This window comes from Paenibacillus sp. NN59, from assembly GCF_057597225.1.
The window spans coordinates 3718327-3736843 of the sequence record NZ_CP199678.1 but is presented as its reverse complement, the minus strand read 5'-3'; the positions used below and the strand labels follow the sequence as shown (position 1 = coordinate 3736843).

At 43.6% G+C, this 18517-nt stretch carries 22 protein-coding genes and 1 riboswitch; of the genes, 16 read left to right on the top strand and 6 right to left on the bottom strand.

The window, feature by feature from the left end; all coding sequences use genetic code 11:
* Positions 1-3: 3 nt before the first annotated feature.
* Positions 4-200, top strand: a riboswitch (cyclic di-AMP (ydaO/yuaA leader).
* A 2-nt stretch (positions 201-202) separates the two neighbouring features.
* Positions 203-874, top strand: coding sequence for a 3D domain-containing protein (locus ACT89M_RS16415; RefSeq protein ID WP_154890428.1), 672 nt, complete (start codon positions 203-205; stop codon positions 872-874).
* A gap of 131 nt (positions 875-1005) precedes the next feature.
* Here ACT89M_RS16415 and ACT89M_RS16410 read toward each other — a convergent pair whose 3' ends face one another.
* Positions 1006-1824, bottom strand: coding sequence for a polysaccharide deacetylase family protein (locus tag ACT89M_RS16410; protein ID WP_090916651.1), 819 nt, complete (start codon positions 1822-1824; stop codon positions 1006-1008).
* A 154-nt stretch (positions 1825-1978) separates the two neighbouring features.
* Between ACT89M_RS16410 and lpdD the strand changes: the two genes are divergently transcribed.
* From lpdD to ACT89M_RS16385, 5 genes are all read left to right on the top strand, one after another.
* Positions 1979-2314: a prenylated flavin chaperone LpdD gene (gene lpdD, locus ACT89M_RS16405; RefSeq protein ID WP_090916649.1), complete on the top strand. Its 336-nt coding sequence runs from the start codon at positions 1979-1981 to the stop codon at positions 2312-2314.
* A gap of 192 nt (positions 2315-2506) precedes the next feature.
* A complete protein-coding gene (locus ACT89M_RS16400) occupies positions 2507-3178 on the top strand; it encodes a PspA/IM30 family protein (RefSeq protein ID WP_090916647.1) in 672 nt (223 codons plus the stop codon).
* 95 nt (positions 3179-3273) lie between these two features.
* Entirely contained in the window at positions 3274-3675 is a 402-nt protein-coding gene (locus tag ACT89M_RS16395; protein WP_090916645.1) for a DUF350 domain-containing protein, read from the top strand.
* Between the two features lie 31 nt (positions 3676-3706).
* Positions 3707-4213: a DUF4178 domain-containing protein gene (locus ACT89M_RS16390; RefSeq protein ID WP_154890427.1), complete on the top strand. Its 507-nt coding sequence runs from the start codon at positions 3707-3709 to the stop codon at positions 4211-4213.
* Between the two features lie 11 nt (positions 4214-4224).
* Positions 4225-4974 carry a DUF4247 domain-containing protein gene (locus ACT89M_RS16385; protein ID WP_154890426.1) on the top strand — a complete coding sequence of 250 codons (750 nt, stop codon included), beginning with the start codon at positions 4225-4227 and terminating at the stop codon, positions 4972-4974.
* A 135-nt stretch (positions 4975-5109) separates the two neighbouring features.
* On the opposite strand, the gene ACT89M_RS16380 is transcribed toward ACT89M_RS16385, so the two are convergent.
* Positions 5110-5454, bottom strand: coding sequence for an HNH endonuclease (locus ACT89M_RS16380; RefSeq protein ID WP_253494229.1), 345 nt, complete (start codon positions 5452-5454; stop codon positions 5110-5112).
* A 238-nt stretch (positions 5455-5692) separates the two neighbouring features.
* On the opposite strand from ACT89M_RS16380, the gene ACT89M_RS16375 reads away from it, so the two are divergent.
* Positions 5693-6961 carry a molybdopterin molybdotransferase MoeA gene (locus tag ACT89M_RS16375; protein WP_308722003.1) on the top strand — a complete coding sequence of 423 codons (1269 nt, stop codon included), beginning with the start codon at positions 5693-5695 and terminating at the stop codon, positions 6959-6961.
* A 5-nt stretch (positions 6962-6966) separates the two neighbouring features.
* Positions 6967-7539 carry a molybdopterin-guanine dinucleotide biosynthesis protein B gene (mobB, locus tag ACT89M_RS16370; RefSeq protein WP_308721675.1) on the top strand — a complete coding sequence of 191 codons (573 nt, stop codon included), beginning with the start codon at positions 6967-6969 and terminating at the stop codon, positions 7537-7539.
* A 236-nt stretch (positions 7540-7775) separates the two neighbouring features.
* Here mobB and xerS read toward each other — a convergent pair whose 3' ends face one another.
* Complete coding sequence (gene xerS, locus ACT89M_RS16365) at positions 7776-8867, bottom strand: tyrosine recombinase XerS (RefSeq protein WP_260510965.1); 1092 nt, start codon at positions 8865-8867, stop codon at positions 7776-7778.
* Positions 8868-9067: 200 nt separating this feature from the next.
* On the opposite strand from xerS, the gene ACT89M_RS16360 reads away from it, so the two are divergent.
* The 3 genes from ACT89M_RS16360 (at position 9068) to ACT89M_RS16350 (ending at position 11378) form a co-directional block, all read left to right on the top strand.
* Positions 9068-9556, top strand: coding sequence for a GNAT family N-acetyltransferase (locus ACT89M_RS16360; protein WP_090916635.1), 489 nt, complete (start codon positions 9068-9070; stop codon positions 9554-9556).
* A 57-nt stretch (positions 9557-9613) separates the two neighbouring features.
* Entirely contained in the window at positions 9614-10387 is a 774-nt protein-coding gene (locus tag ACT89M_RS16355; protein ID WP_154890423.1) for an SDR family NAD(P)-dependent oxidoreductase, read from the top strand.
* Between the two features lie 100 nt (positions 10388-10487).
* Positions 10488-11378, top strand: a complete 891-nt coding sequence (locus ACT89M_RS16350; RefSeq protein ID WP_090916631.1) for an aldo/keto reductase — start codon at positions 10488-10490, stop codon at positions 11376-11378.
* A 283-nt stretch (positions 11379-11661) separates the two neighbouring features.
* Here the strand turns inward: ACT89M_RS16350 and ACT89M_RS16345 are convergent, their stop codons facing one another.
* Positions 11662-12891: a DUF418 domain-containing protein gene (locus ACT89M_RS16345; RefSeq protein ID WP_308721676.1), complete on the bottom strand. Its 1230-nt coding sequence runs from the start codon at positions 12889-12891 to the stop codon at positions 11662-11664.
* Between the two features lie 273 nt (positions 12892-13164).
* On the opposite strand from ACT89M_RS16345, the gene ACT89M_RS16340 reads away from it, so the two are divergent.
* The 5 genes from ACT89M_RS16340 (at position 13165) to ACT89M_RS16320 (ending at position 16539) form a co-directional block, all read left to right on the top strand.
* Positions 13165-13860, top strand: a complete 696-nt coding sequence (locus ACT89M_RS16340; protein ID WP_308721677.1) for a response regulator transcription factor — start codon at positions 13165-13167, stop codon at positions 13858-13860.
* Positions 13847-15154 carry a HAMP domain-containing sensor histidine kinase gene (locus tag ACT89M_RS16335; RefSeq protein WP_308721678.1) on the top strand — a complete coding sequence of 436 codons (1308 nt, stop codon included), beginning with the start codon at positions 13847-13849 and terminating at the stop codon, positions 15152-15154. The genes ACT89M_RS16340 and ACT89M_RS16335 overlap by 14 nt, the downstream gene beginning before the upstream one ends.
* Before the next feature lie 98 nt (positions 15155-15252).
* Entirely contained in the window at positions 15253-15819 is a 567-nt protein-coding gene (locus tag ACT89M_RS16330) for an RNA polymerase sigma factor (protein WP_487344754.1), read from the top strand.
* 17 nt (positions 15820-15836) lie between these two features.
* Complete coding sequence (gene psiE / locus ACT89M_RS16325) at positions 15837-16280, top strand: phosphate-starvation-inducible protein PsiE (protein WP_154890419.1); 444 nt, start codon at positions 15837-15839, stop codon at positions 16278-16280.
* Positions 16255-16539 (top strand): barstar family protein, encoded by a 285-nt coding sequence (locus ACT89M_RS16320; protein WP_308721680.1) that lies wholly within the window; start codon positions 16255-16257, stop codon positions 16537-16539. Before psiE ends, ACT89M_RS16320 begins: the two co-directional genes overlap by 26 nt.
* A gap of 248 nt (positions 16540-16787) precedes the next feature.
* Here ACT89M_RS16320 and ACT89M_RS16315 read toward each other — a convergent pair whose 3' ends face one another.
* Together ACT89M_RS16315 and ACT89M_RS16310 are read right to left on the bottom strand one after the other, a co-directional pair.
* Positions 16788-17432 carry a LysE family translocator gene (locus tag ACT89M_RS16315; protein WP_308722005.1) on the bottom strand — a complete coding sequence of 215 codons (645 nt, stop codon included), beginning with the start codon at positions 17430-17432 and terminating at the stop codon, positions 16788-16790.
* A 185-nt stretch (positions 17433-17617) separates the two neighbouring features.
* Entirely contained in the window at positions 17618-18370 is a 753-nt protein-coding gene (locus ACT89M_RS16310; RefSeq protein WP_154890417.1) for a YqcI/YcgG family protein, read from the bottom strand.
* Between the last annotated feature and the right edge of the window lie 147 nt (positions 18371-18517).

Below are 18517 nucleotides of genomic sequence, written 5' to 3'. Positions count from 1 at the left end.
ATATATTCAAGACTGCCGAAACTTCCGAAGCGGAAGTGCGGGGGACGTAACAATGCAGACATAGTTAATGATTTGAGAAATATGCTGCTTGGGGTGAATTAGGAATACATAATGCTTCAGCATGTCACGTACAGCCTATAGGGTGGGTTCCTCCATCCGAATCCGACAACTAACTTCGCAGGCATCATGAGGGAGGAAGACCATGTATAACAAGAAACGTTTAGCCAAAACAGCCATCGCACTACTGACATCCATTCTATTCATTCAAGCCGTTCCGGCTCACGCGGATTCCGTTCATGTGGCCAAAGAAGGGGATACCTTCTTCACCTTATCCAAGCAATACGGCGTTGATATGAACACATTAATTAAAACGAATAAAGACATCTCACCTTATAACATCTATGGTGGTTTGAAAATTACAATCCCAGGTAACGAAAACAAAGTAGAAGCGGCACCAGTTCAAGCGAAGTCGCAGGAAAAAACGGTGACTGCTGCAAGCCTGGACGTGAATACAGATAATAAAGTGGTACAGGCTTGGGGGAAAACATTCGACTACAGCAAAACGCTTAGTGTTAAAGCAACAGCGTATTCCGCGGATGCTTCCGAGAATGGTGGATGGGGCCCCGTTGATTATTTTGGCAACCCGCTCGAACTCGGCACAATCGCAGTGGATCCCAAGGTTATCCCTTTTGGAACCAAGGTACTAGTGACAGGGCATACACACCCTGGATTGCCGAAACAGGCTTTCGTAGCAACGGCTTTGGATGCAGGTAGCGCGATCAAGGGAAATCGTATTGACATCTTTATCCCTGGAAGCAAACAGTTCGTTAGTTCGTTTGGTTTTCAGGATATTGAGTTGTACATTTTAAAATAAGGCTTAAACCCTCTCATTTATGGATGTGAGGTCATAAGTTGAATTGAGCATTAATAAACAGGGTGTTCTTTCTTGCGTAATCATGATAGGCATAATTCATGACGACGTAGAGGGACACCCTGTTCTTTCAATTATTGTTTCTCTTTTGGCAGTTTAAGCATCTCGTCCAATGTAACTAATTCATATCCTCGGTTTCGCAATTCCTCAATAACCTCAGGCAAAGCCTCTACTGTACCTTTCAGGTTCGAACCTGTACCGCCGCCAGCATGTTGTAATACGATGGAACCAGGTTTCACCGCGGTGAGAATATTATGTTTTACCTTTTCCTTGTCTAGTCCCTTCCAATCGAGCGAATCCACATTCCAATTCACGATGCTGTAATGCTGTTTTGCAGCCCATCTCAACTGTTCTTCGTTAATGTCCCCGTACGGAGGACGAATCATTTTGGGCGTATACCCCGTCAGGCGGTGAATGATATCACCGGTATGTAATATTTGTTTGCGAAAGGCAGTCATTGATAATTTGCTGAATTCAGGATGATTGTAGCTGTGATTGCCAACGATATGTCCTTCTTTCACCATCCGTTTTACCAAGTCCGGGTGTTTCTCCGCACGGCTGCCAACAACAAAAAAAGTAGCACGAACCTTATATTTTTTTAATACATCAAGTACCTGTGGTGTAAATCTTGGATCAGGTACATCATCAAAAGTCAGCGCAACTTGTTTGGTGGAAGGGCCATTGGTTTTGAACGTATCCGCGTATTTCTGACGAAGTTGACCTAGAGTCAACTGTTCTTCTTTAACATCTGACCCAGACGCCGGTGTATCACTGAGGGTTGAAGAAGGTTCCTCAGATGAAGCAGCAGACACAGGCGCAGGGGCTAAAGGAGCTGTATAAACCCCAGAGCATATAATAGTAACGAGTGCGAGCATGACGAGGCGTATTCGCATGTTAACGGCCTCCTTTTTCCAAAATTGCGTTCTCTATGGTATGCCCGTTGCCTGTTTCTTTTATGCGTGTGTGAGAAGTTTCATTGCATCATCAGGTCATGAAAGCCATAATTCCACCATATATAACATATAGAGAAGGATAGGTGGAGAGACGATGAGTACATATGATTTGAAATCCATTCGTTTAGAGGTTTTTGAGGCAGGACAGGACAAGGTTTTTCTGGTTACGGGTGGTAAAGCTCATATCGGGGCTGTAGCTACATTCTATGTTGACCATGATCGGGTTAGTGGAACAACGGTACATATCCCGGGACACAAGGAACAAGAGTTATGTGAGCGGCTAGCCCGCAAGGCGGCCCTGCAACTGAAAGTTACGGTAACCGTTATTATGGGCATACATTTTGACAGCATTACACGAGTGCAGATCGACGAGATCGTAATGACTGCAGAGAGACTTGTGGATGAACATTTGAATAAGAAGTCAGAGTAATGTTTTGGTAATCGTTCACCTTATAGGATAAACGACACGTGCCTGGATAAGTATAACCTTCAGAGGTAATCCTCCTTATATTTAGAGGTTGTCATCAAGTTTTAATTTTTTTTTGTAAAATTGAAACGAGTTGCAGATTGTAACGTATGTATCTTTATATACAATGCACAATCCACTGGGAGGAATAACCTAATGTCTATTTTTAAAAGATTACGTGACCTGACAATGTCTAACATCAATGCGATTATCGACAAAGCTGAAGATCCAATCAAGATGACGGATCAATATATCCGTGACATGCAAGAGGATCTGGAAGATGCTGAGAAAGCAGTAGCTGCACAAATCGCAATCGAGAAGAAGTTCAAGCAATTGTTCGAGGAACAGGAAGCACTTGTGAAGAAACGTGAAGAGCAGGCTCACACGGCAGCTCGTGCACAGAACATGGACCTTGCTCGTCGCGCTTTGGAAGAGAAGAAAGCAGCGGAAGAGAAAATGGTGGAATACAAAGCCAGCTACGATCAAAACAAAGCGTCCGCAGACAATCTTCGTGGCAAACTCGATGAGATGCGCAAACAATTGACACAGATGAAAAATAAGCGCGAAACGCTGGTTGCTCGTTATAACGCAGCCAAAGCACAAACCGAAATCAACAAAGCGCTAAACGGATTTAGCTCAGATACGGCAAGTGCGGGCCTGAAACGTATGGAAGAGAAAATGATGCAGATGGAAGCTCAGGCTGAAGCAAGCAACGAAATGTCTTCCAAAGGCAAATCCCTTGACGAGGAATTTGAGAAACTTGGTAAGGATGCGGCTGTTGAGGATGAACTTGCTGCGCTTATGAAACAGTACGAAAATAAAAACTAACACCTTGGCGTTCAGCAGGGTTAACCAGCGGAGGGGAACAGCGTTTCTCCTTCGCTTTTAAATGCGGATCATGTTGATAAGTGGAGGCTGTGTAAATGGATTTGAACATTTTGGCGATGCTGGTCTGGACGGTTTCAGGTTCGGTTTTGCTGTTTGTACTGATGTATGTAGATTCACTCTTTACGAAATACAAGGATTTTGCTGAAGTCAAGGCTGGCAATATGGCGGTCACTACCCGGATGGTAATGAAGTTATTTGCGCAAGGTTACGTGCTTGCAACATCCATCTCAACAGCAGGACATCTTGGAGAAGCTTTGCTCGTTTCTGTTGTATCATTTGTAATTTTATTAATTCTGGAAAGTGTTGTTCACTTTATGATTCGCAAATGGGCCACATTGGATCTGGATACGGGAATACAGCAAGGTAAGACAGGGTATGGCTTGTTCTCAGGTGCTTTGCATATTGTAGGCGCATTGATTATTGCAGCGTGCTTGTAAGCCGATAAGATAAGGAACAGGAGTAATTGGCATGAGTGTATGGAAACGTATTAAAGGAATACTAACAAAGCCCGAGCCACCTAAAGTGGAAAAAACGATGCTTCAGCTTGCTCCTGGGGATATCTGTGAAGTGTCTCTGGTCACTTATGAAGTCGTTGGCAGGGTGCAGAATCGGGCTCGTAACGCAGTTGTATTAACGCTCCAGGATGGTAGTTCATTCCGATATTTACATGTGGAGGAGCGTGAGATCACGCGTTACGCCCTGTATACACCTATTGATGGGAGACTTGATGCCCCTGACGAGGTGCCGACCATTCTTGAACTGGATGATCACGTGTATCATTTGGAGGAAGAATATGGAGGTATGGTTCAGACTGTGGGTAGAACGCCTTATGGTCAGGCTGGTGAGCAGCTTGTGTGGCAGTATCAATCGGATGATAACAAACTTCTTCGTGTGGAATGGCAAGATAGAAGGTTTAATCTCTACGAGGGTGAGTCCATTCTTCCTGCGGATATCAAAGTGATTCGTTCGAACTAGGAGAGGTTCCAATGAAAAAACGCTTGGCACATGGATTAAAATTAATGCTGGTCCTCAGCCTTGTGATGTCTCTGCTGTCTGCGTGTGGTGCAGCTCCTTCCGTACAGGATACATATCCTCTTGAATCGGTAAGTGGCAGCGGTCAATCCACGTCTTATGTGTATCGGGCTGCGGATCGCACAGTTCCTGAAGTAGCAAAAGAGCTGTCAGATCAACGAACACCCGACCAGATCTCGGCAGAAAATGCAGAGCGTATGTTCCTGGTGTATCAAGACCAGTATTATCACTTGCAACAAGATCCCAAGAAACCAGAGGATACGCTCGTCGAAGTCGATTCCAAGGAATATGTTCGTCAGAACTATAGCTCTTCCTTCTTACAAGGGTATCTAACGGCAACGTTAATCGGGAATTTGTTTGATACTTTTGGTGGACGCGGTTCAGGCAACTATCGGGGATACACGGAACGGGATACGTACAAACCGAGTGCGGGATCGTATCGGGCCCCAACGAGCAATGATAAAAAACTGGCTCCACCTATTACCGTTGAGCGAAAAGGCTCCATTACACGGCGTGGCAGTGATAAGGACACAAGTGTTGGTTCTGGCGGCGGTTTATTTGACCGCAAAAAGGATCAAAGTCGAGGAAGTATCGATCGCAACAAGAGCAGTGGTGGCTTGGGTGGTTTGTTTGATTCACCAAAAAAATCCTACAAAAAACCAAAGACTCGAATCGGTGGTGGCAGGATTATGAGGCGAAGATAACACCTCGCAAGCCTGATATATATGCTTCATGGAATGATTATGATTCACAGGATGATGATTATATACAGGACAAAATAACAGTAGCATGGTGAGACACTGGCGAATGACAGTGAGCACCTTGTTACTGTTATTTTTTTATGATTTGCGGACATGATGGGACTTGCGAACACGAGGAATCGAAGAAGCTGGCTGTTTGCGTATCCAGCGCAGGTAAGGAATGATCCGTTCATCTGCACGCAGCGATTGTAGATCGGTCAATCCCAGCGTAACCAGATCCCGATTCGTATATAACGAGTGGATTTGTTTATGACAGGGAATGCACAGGTTAGCTGTGGGCATGAAGCTACCGCCCAACTCCTTTGGCGTTAAATGATGAACTGTTGTCTCGACGGGTTCTCTCCCGCATAACTCACAATGATGATTCGTGGTGATCACCTCCCGATTTCGAATGCTATTATGTGCAAAGAAAGGGTATTTCATGTTACCAGTTTGGCCCCTGATCATATTAGCGGGTAGTGATAGCAATGATGTTTCTCCTGTTAAATCTCAAGAGTGAACACATTTAGAATGTGTCTGTTCAGATACATATGCAGTTTTTCTATTCGGATTCAGTGAGTAATCGACTTGTCATCGGCGTATATTCGGGCTACACTTTCTTAAATGAGAAAAAGACCTCAGGAGGTAAGTTACTTTGAAACATAATTCCCATTCATATGATATGACCACCGCTAAATTTCATCGTACGGCTGTACAAGTACCGGAAGCACAGAGCAGAATTGCTGCTCAGGTATCGGCAGGCCGGATTGAACATGTGCCTCTTGCCGATTCACACGGCCGCACACTTGCAACGTCGATTGAAGCGCCGCATGCGTATCCTTTTTTCCGCAGATCAGGTATGGATGGTTTTGCGATTCAAAGTGCAGATACGGCTGAGGCTACAAGTGATCATCAAGTGTGGTTTCGCGTTATTGATGAAATCCCGTGCGGATATACACCAGAACATCATATTACACCTGGAACGGCTGCAAGAATCATGACGGGTGCTCAAGTTCCGGATGGTGCAGATGCCGTCGTCATGATGGAGATGACGGAAAGCAAGCAAGAAGAAGGGGGGCACTGGATTGCACTGAAACGTCAGATTCAGGCTGGGGCTAATATTACGCCCATTGGGCTTGAAGTGCAGGAGGGACAGCAACTGATCGAAGCCGGTACCGTAATCGGGGCTGGTGAACAATCTGTGCTGGCGACGTTTGGTGTGGCAGAAGTGCCGGTTTTCGAACAGCCGAGGGTGGCTATTTTTGCTACAGGAACGGAGTTACTTGAGGTTCATGAGCCGTTGCAACCTGGTCGGATTCGCAACAGCAACAGCTATATGTTACGTTCTCTGGTTGTGGAAGCGGGAGGAGAGCCGGTCATGTACGGAGCCATCGCAGACGATGTGAATACAGCAAGGGCAAAACTGGAGGAAGCGATTCGGGACAATGATATCGTTGTGACGACAGGTGGCGTGTCTGTTGGAGACTACGATATAATGGGCGAACTTGTGCTCGAAGAACAGATGCAACTTCTCTTTAACAAAGTTACGATGCGCCCAGGCAGTGTAACTACGGCTGCTGTATATAAGGACAAGCTGTTATTTGCTTTATCAGGTAATCCAGGCGCTTGTTTTGTTGGATTTAATCTGTTTGTTCGTCCCACACTTCGTGCGATGCAAGCAGATGTCCATCCTTATTTGGAAGAATGGAATGTGATTTTAGAAGACGGTTATGCAAAGGTGAACAACTTCACTCGTTTTGTACGAGGACGTACGATCATTCGAGACGGAAAAGTATTTGCGGCTCCAGCTGCATCCCGTGTGGATGAGTCAAGTGTCATGATCACCATTAAAGACAGTGACTGCCTCATTGTGATTCCGCCTGAGAAAAAGGGCATAGCTGCAGGGGAACAGGTCACAATTCTCAAACTTCCAACCGGGCAGGCAAGGTAACTAGAATGGATAAAAGGATTGCTTCAGAGCCAAAGATCATCCAAGTCGTTGGATATAAAAATACAGGCAAGACAACAATGACAGCTACATTAATCTCCGGACTTGCTTCCAAAGGCTTGAAGGTTGCTGCATTCAAACATGACGGGCATGACCATTTTGAGATGGATCAGGAAGGGACGGACTCGTATCAGTTTGGCAGAGCGGGTGCTGGAGCTGTTGTGGTGATGTCTCAGAAAAGAACAGCGGTCATCAAGCAACACAGTACCCAGCTTGACGATATGTTGAGCCAGTTCTCAGACTATGACTGGATTGTGATTGAAGGTTTTAAAGACGCCCCGTATCCCAAATTGGTGATGGTGCGCGAAGCCAATGACCTGACCCTGATACGCAAGCTTCAGCAGGTGGTTGGCATTGTTTTTTGGACGCCTGAATTAATGAAGGAAGCAGAGGCGGAGAAGTTAAGTGCTCAGATGGATAAGAAACAGGATATAAGCAAAGGAGCTATGGCCGGTTTTCTGTTCCATGAACGGGAAGTTATTGTAGAGGCTCTGCTCCAGCTAAAATCACTTAATACCTGAGATCGTTAGAATGATCAAGGTCTGTGGAGGGTTAATTTTAACGTAACTATTATTATGTAAACTAAATAAATGATTTTAATATATAACTGCTAAAATGCTCCATTTAACCTATCTTCGAATGACCTGATATTTCATTTTGGTGCTTGTTTCACACCGCGTGTGGCACGCGGTGTACTGTTTCATAACAAGAGGGGACAGCCACATGTGCAATTGTCTACGAGACTTTTGTGATAACTCTAAGCATTATCATCCATGCGGCGTTCGATGGCTTCGGACATCGTTTTGTCGGTGAGATGCGCATAAATTTCGGTTGTTTCGGTAGAAGCATGACCTAGTTGCTCTTTCGTTTTGTAAATATCATTTTGCAAATAATAGTCGGTGGCAAAAGAATGGCGTAATTTGTGCACGGTAAGATACGGTTTGCCAAAACATTTAGCGTATTTCATAATCATCGCCTGAATCGCGCGTTTAGTCATTCGACTTCCTTCGGATTCCCCGTTACGGAGTGCAATGAAAAGTGCTTTTTCTCGTTTAGGTGTGCGGTAACGGGATTGCCGCAGATTCATGTAAGCTGCCAGCTCATCTTTGGCCTGTTCTCTGAAATATACGGGCGTTTTGTATGTTTCATCATTGTTACCTTTGCGGTAAACATAGAGCAGTTTGTTACCCAGATCGAGGTCATCCACATTCAGATTAACCACTTCAGATACCCGTAGACCGGAGTTGAGGATGAGGCTGGCGATACAGGCATCTCGTTCTTTGTTCAGCTCATGTGAGTACAGGGCCTGTTTGTTCTTCTGCATATCTGTAGCGTAGCCCTCGAGAATGTAACCGATAAATTCGAGTAATTCATTCTCTTCCAATATCTTGCCTTTGAGTTTCGCGGCAGTATCTTTAGGTTTATGGGTACGTTTGATCTCAATCTTGGCCATGATATTACGTTTAAGCAGGGGATAGAAGTCCTCATCTTCAGCAATTTGGCTTAAATAATGAAATAACGACCGCAGGGAAGAAAGCTTGCGTGAAACCGTGATTCTTGAATTGGTTCCCTCACGCTTCGTAGTCAGGAACAGTCGGTACGCAGTAACCGAATCCATACGTAGCACTTCCAGTTCGGTCAATGTTACCCCTTGGTTGGACTCAGCTTGGGACAGCCCTTCTGCACGTAGCCAGCTGAAAAAGGTATCATAATCTCTCAAATACTCCAGCAGCGTGGACGGAGACAGATCAGGCAGTTTATAGTCAATGAATTGCTGAACAAACCAGGGCATGGATGGTAGTTTTTCATCTAGTTTGCGTCGGTCAATCTCTTTTTGCACGTTGGTCAAGTTCGGCACCTCCATGTGAACGATTATTTATCTACAAAGTATATTAAGTGTACCATAATTTACATGCATCATCTTGTTTGATTATGCTGATAGGTATGGTCAAGCGTTGTGCTACACAGACTACGATTTGTCACGTTGTTGCCCTTCATCTTATAAAGGTTTACAGTATGTATACATACAGACTAGAGGAGGCGAACCAAATGAATATGCAGATTGAGCTGGTTCCCCGCGAACGCAGTCAGGTGATTCGGCATCTCATGCAATTTTATCTCTATGATTTTACAAAATATCTGAATATTGATGTAGACCAGGATGGTATTTTTCCGGAATATCCGGGATTGGATGCGTTCTGGACGGAGAAAGGACGCAAGTTTCCTTTTTTGATCACGAGTGATGGTTCACCAGCGGGGTTTGCACTTGTGGAGAAGTTAGATCCCGGGAGTAAGGATAATGACTACTATTTGACTGAATTTTTTGTGATGCAAAAATATAGACGTAGCGGCGTTGGAACAAATGCGGCGTATGAACTATTTAGACGTTTCCCTGGGCGGTGGAAAGTGACACAGGTTCGGAACAATGTGATCGCACAGGCATTCTGGCGTAAAATCATTGGAGATTATACCGGAGGGCGTTTTCGAGAAAAATTCCATCCTGAACTGGGCAATCCCAGCCAGTATTTTGTTACCTGATGTCGTAAAAACATGTCTGTAAACTGGAACCCTATAGTACAACAAAGGAGGTCTAACATGATCGTACCAGCATTTCATCTGGAAGGACAAACAGCACTAGTCACAGGGGCAGGCAGAGGTATCGGAAAAGCGCTTGCCATCGGTTTAGCGGAATCGGGGAGTAATGTCGTGCTTGTATCTCGAACCATGAAGGAGATCGAAGAGACAGCAACAATGATTAATGAACAGACAGGCCGGAAAGCTTTGGCGCTCTGCGCAGATGTCACTTCTAAAGAGCAGTTGGAAAAGACTTTTCAGCAAGCCATTTCGGAGATGGGACGAATTCATATTCTCGTAAACAATGCGGGTATGAACATTCGGACGCCAGCGCTGGAAGTAACGGAGGAACAGTGGGAAACGATTATGCAAACAAACCTTAAATCCGCTTTTTTCGCTTCACAATTGGCAGGTCAGCATATGAAGCAGTATGGGGATGGGACAATCATTAACATCTCATCGGTAGGTGGACATACTGCCTTGCGAACAGGTGTCGTATATGGTTCTACCAAAGCGGCTTTAATCCATATGACTAAGGTGCTGGCGCTGGAGTGGGGGAAATACGGTATTCGCGTGAACTCGGTTGGACCCTGGTATTTCCGCACTCCACTGACCGAGAAGTTACTTGATGATCCGCAGTATTTGCAAGAAATTATTAACCGCACACCGCTTGGACGTGTAGGTGAATTACAAGAGGTTGTGGGGCCAGTTGTTTTTCTTGCTTCGGAGGCAGCCGGATATATCACAGGTCAGACTTTATTGGTGGATGGCGGCATGTCTATCTACGGTTTTTAAAAGTTTAAAAAAATGTGCCGCCCCGTGACTAAACGGGTAATAACATATGATACGACATGAAAAGGCCATAAGAGACAACCTGATTTGGAGGAGGATCATGATGGAACTTCGTAATTACGGAAATACCGGAATGAAAGTCAGTACACTTGGTTTTGGCGGCTCTGAGATACGGGATGCGTCCAAAGCGGACGTAGAATTGTTGCTGAATCGTGCTTTGGATGCGGGTTTGAATATGATTGATACGGCGGAATGTTATGGAGACAGTGAGGAGAAAATCGGTGATGTGCTGGGACATCGCCGGCAGGAGTATTTTCTGTTCACCAAATGTGGACATGCAGCTGGTGTGAATGGACCCGACTGGGATGCCAAGGTGCTCGCACAGACCATTGACCGTAGCCTCAAACGCTTAAGAACAGATTATGTGGATGTCGTGCATCTGCACAGCTGTTCGGAAGAAGTACTTCGGCAAGGTGAGGTAATCGAGGTATTGCAACGAGCGAAAGAAGCTGGTAAAACTCGTTTTATCGGATATAGCGGAGATACGACAGATGCACTATACGCCATTCAGACAGGTGCATTTGATAGCTTGGAGACATCATTGAATATTGCCGATCAGGAAGCGATTGAACTGACTTTGCCTGAGGCGCGAAAAAGAAATATGGGGATCATCGCCAAAAGACCGATTGCCAATGTAGCCTGGATGTATGATAAGGTGACAGAAGAGGATTATGCTTATCACTATTGGAAGCGGTTAAAAGAACTGAAATATGACTTTTTGGCTGAGGATGCAGAGCGAGTCGTAGAAATTGCATTGCGTTTTACGCTGAGCACTGAAGGTGTGGATACCGCCATTGTGGGAACCGTCAAACCTGATCGTTGGCTACAAAACGCCGAACTGGTGGCGAAGGGGCCGCTTGAGCAGGGGCTATATGATGCCATTCGTGAACGCTGGAAGGAAGTAGCGGGATCCGACTGGACAGGCCGTATCTAATTCGAGTTAATTTTAATAAATTCCATTAATCATATAAAATTGGTTGTGAACGATTTAAACACAAAAAACTGCCCAACAAAGGCAGTTTTTTGTGTTTAAAGGAGAGTTGATGGAGGAACAACGGAGAGAGAAAATAATCTGTCTAATCTCTATAATTGTTTTGTATTTTCATCATATGAAAAATTCACAATAGAAGAAGCCTTTTCGAAAAATAGAAAAAAGCCCCCGAAGGGACTTGGGATGTTGGGTAGAACTTATCCGAAATTCTTAAATTCATTAGCGGTTATTGACGCAAATTGCTGTTCAATGGCTGGGCAAGGTTAGCGGGAGTTGTTTTGGAAGCACGGTTAACTTTACCATACGTAAGTTTGCGCCATATCGACTCCATTGGTCCGATCTTGAAGTGTTTTAACCACAGCGAGGCAAAAATGACGAGTACAACATACACAGCAATGCTAAGCATAAGTGTACCAATAGGTTTTATAGAACTAGCCAATCCAAATGCATATGGAAGCAGAAGTACGGTTCCCATAATGGAATGAAGGAGGTAACAGGTCAGCGACATACGCCCAACTTTGGTAAATACCATCAACGCTTTTCGAAGTGCAGGAACATATAAAAACAGCATCGCGAGGCTACTCATATAAAACATGCTTCCGGTTAGGTTCCCCTGTTGACCCAAAATCATGAATAGCTCCATCCAAAATGTATTTTCAGCTGAAATAAGTGTATTCACCATGGAGCTGAACTGAGTGAGTATAAATGCAGCCAAGCTGATGAACCAGATTCGCTTCCAGATCGATTGCTTTGCTTCCATATTCGTGAAGAAGTCCATCTTCACAAAATACATACCGATCAGGAACATCAGGAACATGGAATAAACTGTAGAAAATGAACTAGCCGCCATTACGCCCATGTCTGCCCATCTTGCTATCAAGGAGTCCCAATAGGTTAGGCTGGTATGACTGTTTAATGTGAAATCAAAATAAGTTGGCATGTTTGAGGATGCAGTGTTCATCGCATTATAGAACATCATAAATACAGGAGTCAGAAATTGAATCAATATAAGTGCAATAATCCATCGCAATATCGTTTTAGGCGTGCGAGCATAGAACGCAAATAGTAGAAATCCGGCTACGGCGTAAAAGGTCAATATGTCGCCAACCCATATAAAGGTGATGTGCAATAAGCCAATACAGAATAAAATTAATAACCTGCGGGCAAAAAGCATTCTAGGATGTTCCACTCGTTGTACAGCCCGGTTCATAAAAATCATAAATCCAACACCAAACAGAAAAGAAAATAGCGTGATGAATTTTCCTTCGGCGAATGTGGAAACGAGGTTATGGACTAGATCGCTTGAATTCATATCAAATCCCTTCACTGAGTCTACGATCAAAAAGTAATTCACGATAATAATGCCGAGCATAGCAAATCCGCGAACGATATCTAGAAAATGGACACGTTCATTCAGACTCAGGGGTTGTGCAAGGTTCTCTTTTTTCTCATTCATAACATTTCTCCTATTCATTTTTATATTTAACTTGAGCGGGTCTAATCTTGGTGTGTATAAATGCTTTCCTTACCTTGGATAACTATACTTATCGATTCTTAACAGTTTCTGAAAGTTCGTTTCATTTTTTTGATTTGTGACAAATGTATGACAAATGATTGCGTTCATAAATGGTTAAGATTTATGATTTATCGTATTACTTAAGTGTTACCGAAGGACGATATATATTGAGGGCACCGTAAATAACATCAGGAATCATGAGGTGAGAAGGGCATGACCCATCGGATATTAGTTGTCGAGGATGATCAGGATATTGGTGATTTGTTAGAAGAATCCCTTACGAGAGCGGGCAACGAGGTATTAAGAGCCAGAGACGGACAGCGTGCGCTGCAGCTTGTAGATGACGGGCTAGACTTGGTCATTTTGGATATCATGATGCCGGGGATGTCGGGGATTGAAACATGTGAGCAGATTAGAACGTATTCCAACGTTCCCATTTTGTTTCTAACGGCCAAATCGAGCACATTGGACAAAACAGAAGGTCTTCTGGCAGGTGGCGATGATTATATGACAAAGCCATTTTCAGAAGAAGAGCTTCATGCCCGTGTTATCGCTCAATTGCGAAGATATAAGATTTATAAGGAGAAAAAGGAAAGTGGAGATACGTTTCTGGTTGGAGGCAAGTTAAAAGTCAATGAACATTTTAAGGAGGTCTCGAAAGAAGGACAGCAGCTCAAGCTATCTGATCTGGAGTATCGCATCCTGAAACTCTTGATGAGCAAACGAAGCAAAATATTTTCCGCTCAAAATATTTACGAGAGTGTATGGGAACAGCCGTATTTTTATTGTTCAAACAACACCGTAATGGTGCATATTCGCAAACTGCGTGCAAAGATCGAGGATGACCCGGCACACCCGGTTTATATCCTTACCGAATGGGGGAGAGGATACCGTTTTGGCACACCGTAAATTTACGCTGACCAAAAAATTGGCCTTAATCATCTTGATGGCAGCTACGGTAAGTGGTCTGTTTTTTTTGACGATGCAGAAGGTTAGTAATGGGCTGATTGACAGATACCTTAATTCCGATGCGTACTATGAGAGTGAATCGTCTAAATCTATTGCAAAGTTTAGCAAATATGTTGAGACGAATGATCTATCTTCAACCGATCGAAAGGCATTTGGGGAATGGGTGAAAAAAGAGAACTACATCATGCTCACCATCTACAAAGACAAGCTACTGCAATATGATTCGAATTACGCAGCGGAAGATGAGTCTGGATATGGGATAGAGCAGGAAACGCTATATGCTCAGAAACACTCATTTCCTGTCATGTTTAGTGATGGAGAGGGGAGAGTAACGGTAGACGGGTTTTTCTCATCCCGATATTACGATATTGCCTTTACTCTGGAACTACTCAGCGCCACGATGATTTTTCTGTTGATTGTCCTGCTGGGCATTCGTCGAAGCCTCGCTTACCTGAGAAAGATTCACGAGGAGATCCACATTCTTGAAGGTGGAGAACTGGAATATGAGATGACGATTCGGGGCCATGATGAAATAGCGATGATCGCTGAGAGTATTGAGGAACTTCGTAAAGCCTTTCTCGATAAATTGGATGCGATTGAAGCTTTGCAAGCGGAGAGCCGAAGCCTTGTTACCGAAATGTCACATGATATGCGGACCCCGCTTACCTCTTTGATCATGTATTTGGAGTTTGCCAAGAAAGAACGCGGAGACCAAGGGACGGAACATAGCCATTACATCACGAATGCCTATGGAAAAGCCATTCAACTTAAAAAGTTGTCCGATAATTTGTTTGATTATTTCCTTTTGGATAAAGAGCAAGAGGCTGACCTTGAGAGCATAGCTGTGCAGGAGGCTATTTATGATCTGATATCTGATCAGGTGGCCATTTTGCGGCAGGAGGAATTCAAAGTCCGCATTATTGGTGAACTGCCGCAAGTCTATATCACAGTGAATTTGGAGGAACTCGGGAGGGTCTTTGATAATATTTTGTCTAATCTGTTGAAGTATGCAGAATCCAAAGATGAAATCTGCATTACATTCAACTCTAGTCCGGAGATGTTTGACATTCAACTGGACAATACGATTAAAATTGCCGAGGTTTCTCCGGAAAGTACCGGACTGGGCGAAAGGATCATAAGCCGGATGATGAGCCGCATGCAAGGACAGTTTCTCAGGAATCAAGATGGAGTACATTATAGTGTTGTGTTGAGGTTTAGGAAATCCAAAATCTAACCACAGTACTAGAATGAAATATTCAAATTCAGATAAAAAAACACAAGGGGTTTAATTACATCTGTGGAGGAATCAGAATGAGCCTGATAGACAAACCTATGAGAGGTACTTTATTTGCAACTCAATCGACATTTACGTCACTTATGGCCACTTATCAATCGATGGTATGGAGATTGGCTTCGCGCTATTTCCGGGACCCGCAAGATCGAGATGATATCGTGCAGGAGACATTCCTGCGGGTGTATACACATATCGAACAGATGAACAGCCAAAAGAATGTCGTAAACTGGATTTATACCATTGGGAGAAATGTATGCCTGGATGTGTTGCGCAAGAAAAAGAGACAGACTCTTGCCACAACTTCGTTATATGTGGAGGATTCAAATAGATCTCCGGATGCCATATCTGATCTAATGTCCTATGAACCTGGCCCTGAAGAAAGGCTGATTCAGAACGAGACTTCTTCCGAACGCAAACGTCGGATCAATGATGCATTTCATCAGATTCCAGGTAAATGGAGGCATTACGTCTATCAGCGGTACTATTTGGAAATGACTGTCAAAGATATCAGTGTATTGAACGATATACCGGAAAATACGGCCAAAACGTATCTTTTTCGAGGAAGAAAACATATGAAACAACAGTTAGTTGACATCAAGAATTGAAATAGGGGACATGACAAATGAAAGATTTAATGACTAAATTCCAAAAAACACCACACATTCTACAAGCGCTTTTGAATATCTGCCTGTTCTTTCTGGCCTTAGCTTTAAGCGCACTTCTAATCAGTGAGACATGGTATATCGTACAAATTGTGTACCAGTCCTTTGTAACTCGTCAGGATAGTTACTATGAGATGTTATCCGAGTTACTCGTTTTCTTCTTGTACTTTGAGTTTATCGCTTTAATTGTGAAGTACTTTAAGTCTAATTTTCATTTCCCTCTTCGTTACTTTATTTATATTGGAATCACAGCGGTGATTCGCTTAATTATTATAGATCATGATAACGCAATGTCGACGTTCTGGTGGTCGTTGGCTATTTTGATCATGGTAGGTGCTCTGTTTATATCAAATCGACGGAATTCAGGAGCTCAGAAACATGAAAAAAGTGAAAGTGATCATTGATGGGAAAGCAATAGGAAGCGTGGAGGATCTGCAACGCATACTTCAGGCCGAATTTTCGTTGCAACCAGCTCATTTTGAAAGTATGGACACCCTCTGGGAAGCGTTAGTATGGCATGTGCCAGTCCCGGTTACGCTAGAATGGAACCATTTTAATGACAGCAGAGCCTCAATCGGACCTTACGCAGATCAATTGATGAACTTACTGTACGAGGTCGATGAACAGCTGGAGGAATTATTTAGATTTACAGTAAAATTATAAAATTTCAACATATGAAAAATTCATAATAGTAAAGTCAAATATGCTCCATTGTTACATCGCTATAAATCATACAATCACACTCCAATCAACTCCGAGTAACGTATAAACGAACCTCCACATTCTGAGAAGAACGTCAATAGAAAAAGCTGCTCCTTTCCCAATGAAAGGGCAGCTTTTTTTAATCACAATGTAAGTAATACATGTAATGAGTCGGACGATAGATGACGAAGGGATCAAGAGCCTTATTCTTAAAAAAGCACTTGCCACAATGCGCTAACAAACTTATATAAAAAGTAGAACGCAAAGCCAATTAGAAGAACTCCGGCCAGGCTCGAAACGAGCTGTACCATCCTGGGACTCATCATTTTACGTGTGATGGATACGATGGTGAGCAAACCGAGATCATGTAGCAGAATGCCACATAATATCCCGATTGCCGCAATGACAAAACTGAGCTTGCCTGCCGATTGATAAGAGTCGGATAAGACAACACCAAAGACAGAAACCCAAAACATCAGATTACCCGGGGAGATCGCAACCAATAAACCATTACGATAAGTCCGCCAAAAAGAGGGCTTGGTCGGAAACGTCTTTCCGTCTGTTGTCATGAGGCTCATATCCGAATTACGGATGGACTCATATCCCAAATAAGCTAAAAATCCTGCACCCACCAACCATAGTGGAATCTGAACGAATGGAACGGATAACAGTGTAGCAAATCCAAAATACATAGCAATAATTAAAGCGATATCCAATGTCATACCACCTAGACCAACCGCCCAGCCATGAAGGAATCCATTTCGCAGTCCCTGCTTGGTCATCTCTACCGTGATTGCGCCTACCGGCATGGCAATAGCAAGCCCGATCAGGATAAATTTCACATAAATCTCCATAATCATTTCCTTTCTGAGAGATGGGTTGATGGAAGAAAAGAAGCTTGTCCACTTAAAAAAGACGTTTGCTCTAGTAGTCTATGTAACTCATCACATGGAAGAGATATAAAAAGAAGTGCTCTCCTCACACCTCGGCTCGTATAACAGCTTATTCGAAGGAGAGCTTGTTTAGAATACGGATGATGTTATTCTTTTGCTTGTGGTTGTTGTAACAAAGAGCGTAGAAAAGGGCATTTGGATGGGGCAGTGTCATCATCTCGTAGAAAATATTGTTTATACTCCAGATTTCCTTCTGCCCCGTATTGCTTCAATTCAGGATGTGCGGGAATCGTGTCATAGGCAGCAAGCCTCGCTCGAATTCTTGGCCCGATGGCTGCAGCCCGCTGTGGCTGCTCATTCCATAAATCAAGGACCCAGCGAGGCGTCATAGCTAACATGAGATAAGGAAAATGGCGACTTTGTCTTGAAATGTGAGCTGGTGTACCGCAATAAACGAAATACCGTTCATCGTTATAACAGTACTCCCATAATGGATTCTCGGGGTCTTCCGGGATATCTGCTGGCCATGATTGGGTATCGAGAGTTCGCATCTCACTTAACAGGTTCCAGAATGATTGTTCGTAAGTGAGCACGTCTTTTGTTTCCTTTTCTTTTTCAAAAAAAATGACTAGTGATGAAAAATCCCCGAAGGAACGTGAAGAAGCTCCATATTCCGTTACAATTGCTGATAATTGCTCCGCAAGAGAAAGATGTTTGGACTGAAAGACAAATCCATATCGAAGATGACCCAGTGCATATGCCTGGGTTGCAGGAATGCAGGGGAACCTGGTCTCCCGGTCACTCATCTTGGCAGAGAACAAACGATAAGCATCCCTTTGCCACAGATCCAGTGGGAGCTCACCATTTTCCATATCAGTAGAAGAAAACAATAGCGACATCAGTAAGCCTCCTTTTACTTATAGGATATCGCCTGCAAGCAAAATGGTGACTGTCCATTTATGAAAAGTAAATATTGTCGTACCCTAAAGATTACTAATTATAAAAATACATATAATCAACAAATTCTCAGGAAACTAGAAACGCAA